Here is a 3,519-nt window from a genome sequence, read left to right as displayed (position 1 = left end):
CATCCGGCGGTCGCCGCCGGGAACGCGCTCCGGCTTCTGCCTCATTGGGCGCGAGCCCGCGGGAAGGTCCCGGTCGCGGAGCGGGCGTTCGCCATCCGGCTCCAAAAAAAACCAGCGGTTGCAGAGCGTCTTGTGGGGTCGGCACTCGGAAGGGGCGTCGCGCCACCTCAACCCAATGCGATTGGAGAAGACAATGCCGCTGAGCGCCCTTCGGTCATCTGCGCGTGGCCGACCGTGTGACTTCAGAAAGAAAGGACGGATGCGCTCCATCTGGGCCTCAGTCAGCCAGAACAGATCTTTCATCATGCACTGTTTGATCCCACGGTTTGATGGTGCGATCCATTCGTCGGCATGGAAGGAAGCACTATGGGACCGCCGTGATGGCCGCTTAGTGAATATCGCCCCCCCAGTCCGATAACCGGGAACAAGCTCGCGATCCGACGGCTCGGGCTCACGGACACCATGGCTCTGAAAAAAATGCCCAGCAACAGGCAAGCGAGGGCCGTCAGAGGGGCTGGGCAGTGCTTTCGCAGACCGGCCAAGATCCCGGAACGCTCGGTGACCGCTCTCCCTGCGACCTCCGCCGGAACGTCCGCGCCAGGGGTCCGGAGCACCGGCCGGTTCGATCCCGGAAAGTTCCGCCGCCCCGTGCCGCAAGCCTAGAACAGTTCGATATCGTCGATCTTCGGCTTCGGCACGACAACCGGGGTTTCCTTGATCGCCGTATCCATGAATTTCTGGCGGGCCTTGCCGCTATGCGGCCAGAACTGGATGCGCCGTCCGGAGGTGCCGCCGGTGCTTTCGCCGACGCAGGAAATCCGCTCTGCCTCCAGGAAGCGCATCACGAAATCCCTGTTGCGCTGGCCGATATCCGAAAGCCCCGCCACCATCCGGCCGCCGCCGAAAACCTTTGCCTCGAGCCGCGACCGCTCCGCCCCGATCTTGATCAGCCCGTTGATCAGCAGTTCCATCGCGTTCACGCCGAAGCTCGCGCCGGTCGCGGCGCCGCCGGTCTCTTCGGGCAGCAGGATGTGGTTCATGCCGCCGACATGGTTGCGCGGGTCGTGAAGGCAGACGGCGACGCAGGATCCGAGGAGCGTCGTGATCATGTGTTCGGCGTCGCCGCCAACCGCATATTCTCCCTGGTTGATGTGCTGGGTACGGGGTCCCGACATGGGCGCTTCCTCGGATCAGACGGTCTGGAGACCGGGTTGGGTGCATAGGTCGAGAATGGCGGGCGCGACCCGCCTGAGCGGCACTGCCCGCTCCGCCCCGCCATTTTCCAGCGCGACGCGCGGCATGCCGAAGACGGTGCAGCTCTCCTCGTCCTGCGCCAGGGTGCGGGCCCCCGCGCGGCGCAGGTCCAGCATGCCCTTCGCGCCGTCGGCGCCCATGCCGGTCAGGATCGCCGCCACGACGCGGTTCGCCAGCGGCACCGCCGAACCGTAGAGCACGTCGACGGAAGGACGGTGGCCCGACACCTTGCCTTGCGGGTCGAGACGGCAGCATGGCGCGCGGCCCGCGTCCACGGCCAGGTGATAGTCCCCGCCGGGAGCGACATAGACCACGCCCTCGCGCAGCAGCGCGCCGTCGGAGGCAAGCCGGACCTCGGGCGCCGCCATGGCGTTGAGCCGCGCGGTGAAGCTCTTGAGGAATTCCGCAGGCATGTGCTGGGTGACCAGCGTCGGCGGACAGTTCGCGGGAAATCCGCCGATCACCTGCTCCAGCGCGTCGACGCCGCCGGTCGAGGAGCCGATCAGGACGATCCGGTTGCGGTTGCGGAAGGCATTGCCAGCCCCGGCGTCCTGCGTCCTCGGCTGCGCGAGCCGCGCCGCAGCCGCCATCCGCACCAGGCCGGGCAGCTGCTGCAGCGTGCCGTCTGTCGAGAGCGTCGGCGTCTTGCCCAGGCAGTCGACGGCGCCGATCGACAGCGCCTCCACCGCAGCCTTTGCGCCGCTGCGCGTCAGCGACGAGAACATCAGCACCGGCATCGGCCGCAGCGTCATGATCTTCTTCAGGAAATCGAGCCCGTTCATGTGCGGCATCTCGATGTCGAGGATCAGCACGTCGGGATTGAGCGTCTTGATCATCACCCGTGCCTGGTAGGGATGCTCGGCCTCGCCCACCAGCTCTATGTCGCGGTGGCGCGCGAGCTCCATCGCGACCAGCCTGCGGATCGTGGCCAAATCGTCGACGATGGCAACGCGGATGGGCTGTCTTGCGTCCTTCATGCCGGGTGTCCTGCCTCCACCAGAACCGGAAACGGCGCCGCTGCGGGGCGCCACCGGTCCGGTGCTACCGGGCCAACGCAAAGAAAGTCTTTACGGAAGGAAAATCAGCCGGCCGGAGGCGCCTCCGGCCGGGGAGGCTCAGGCCATGCCGAGCGCTTCCTTGTAGAGTTCGAGAACCGCCTCTTCCTCGGCGATGTCGTCGCGGTCGCGCTTGCGCAGCGCGATCAGCTTGCGCATGACCTTGGTGTCGTAGCCGCGCCCCTTGGCTTCGGCCATGACTTCCTTGATCTGCTCGCCGATGTCCTTCTTTTCCGCTTCGAGCCGCTCGACCCGTTCGACAAACTGGCGCAGCTCGGCGGCGGTGACGCGGAACTGGTCGCTCTTCTGCTCTTCTTCGATATCCATGGGGCACCCTTGATCTCAGAGCCTGCGTGGTAAGCGGTCGCCCCGGGCCATGCAAGGCCCGCTTGCCTTCGCTGCGCGGGCAAAGTAGGGCTCGGGCATGGAAGCGCTGATCTGGATCGGAGCCGCAGTATCTCTCTGCGGGCTTGGCGGGCTGATTGCCTGCATCGTCATGGCCATGAAGGCAAAGTCTGCCGGTCTGGGCGACGACGCGCTGCGCGCGCGGCTCAAGCAGATCGTGACGCTGAATTTCGCGGCGCTGATGGTCTCCGCGCTCGGCCTGATGGCCGTTGTCGCGGGCATCATGCTGGGCTGACCTGCCCGCCGGAGCACACCGAATTCCCCAGGCAGGCCCTCGGCCCGCGCCATGTCCGGCGCGCCGCTGCCGCCCCGCGCCCGCAGGTAGCGCTAGCAGCGATTCGAATCAGTCCCGGGCCTGCTGCCGCCCTCCGGCGGACGACAGCTTCATTCCCCGCGTGCAGAGCGGCCATGCAGCGGACGCCGCAGCTGGCCGCCCGTGCCGCAGCGCGCCGCCGCGCGCGGCGGGCGCCTCCGATCCCGTACTTGCCGCATCGCAGAAGCCTTGGCTAAGGCTTGGAGATCGCGCGGATTTCCGCCTGTGGGAAAATTAATTTTCCCGTTTTCACGGCACCAGGTCAAATTCTTTACAAGAAAATCCCGCCTGCTCAGACATTTATTCAGATCACGAAAGCGCGTGTTAATCTCGGCGCAAGGGATGAGGCGCCCAGCCCCGGCAACCGGGAGATGCAGGCCAGGCGCCAGGAGACGACTAGGGAGAGACGAATGCTCGAGAAGGTTGATGGGGTATATCCTCCGTCTGCGGAGGTTGCGGCCTCGGCGCTTGTGAACGAGGCGCAGTACCTGG

The 3,519-nt window shown here is 66.3% G+C and carries 6 protein-coding genes; 2 read left to right on the top strand and 4 right to left on the bottom strand.

The features are described 5' to 3' along the window. From HCC78_RS34290 to HCC78_RS31745, 4 genes are all read right to left on the bottom strand, one after another. Nucleotides 1-303, bottom strand: a 303-nt coding sequence (locus HCC78_RS34290; RefSeq protein WP_253949468.1) for a transposase, incomplete at its 3' end; no start/stop codon positions are given. A gap of 356 nt (nt 304-659) precedes the next feature. Continuing rightward, nucleotides 660-1,175 carry a chemotaxis protein CheD gene (locus HCC78_RS31755; RefSeq protein WP_172332699.1) on the bottom strand — a complete coding sequence of 172 codons (516 nt, stop codon included), beginning with the start codon at nt 1,173-1,175 and terminating at the stop codon, nt 660-662. A gap of 15 nt (nt 1,176-1,190) precedes the next feature. After that, on the bottom strand, nt 1,191-2,231 hold the full coding sequence (locus HCC78_RS31750; protein ID WP_172332698.1) for a chemotaxis response regulator protein-glutamate methylesterase: 1,041 nt from the start codon (nt 2,229-2,231) through the stop codon (nt 1,191-1,193). Between the two features lie 138 nt (nt 2,232-2,369). Continuing rightward, the gene (locus HCC78_RS31745) at nt 2,370-2,636 is read right to left on the bottom strand and encodes a DUF2312 domain-containing protein (RefSeq protein WP_172332697.1); all 267 of its coding nucleotides are present in this window, start codon (nt 2,634-2,636) and stop codon (nt 2,370-2,372) included. 97 nt (nt 2,637-2,733) lie between these two features. Here HCC78_RS31745 and HCC78_RS31740 point away from each other — a divergent pair, with 97 nt between their 5' ends. Beyond that, nucleotides 2,734-2,949: a hypothetical protein gene (locus HCC78_RS31740; RefSeq protein ID WP_172332696.1), complete on the top strand. Its 216-nt coding sequence runs from the start codon at nt 2,734-2,736 to the stop codon at nt 2,947-2,949. Nucleotides 2,950-3,227: 278 nt separating this feature from the next. Then, on the top strand, nt 3,228-3,519 hold a 292-nt coding region (locus HCC78_RS33375; RefSeq protein WP_216671404.1), incomplete at its 3' end, for a hypothetical protein.

The organism is Mangrovicoccus sp. HB161399 (assembly GCF_013184745.1).
Classification (GTDB): Bacteria; Pseudomonadota; Alphaproteobacteria; order Rhodobacterales; family Rhodobacteraceae; genus Mangrovicoccus.
The sequence above is the reverse complement of the archived record's forward strand: the minus strand, read 5'-3'. Positions and strand labels throughout refer to the sequence as shown.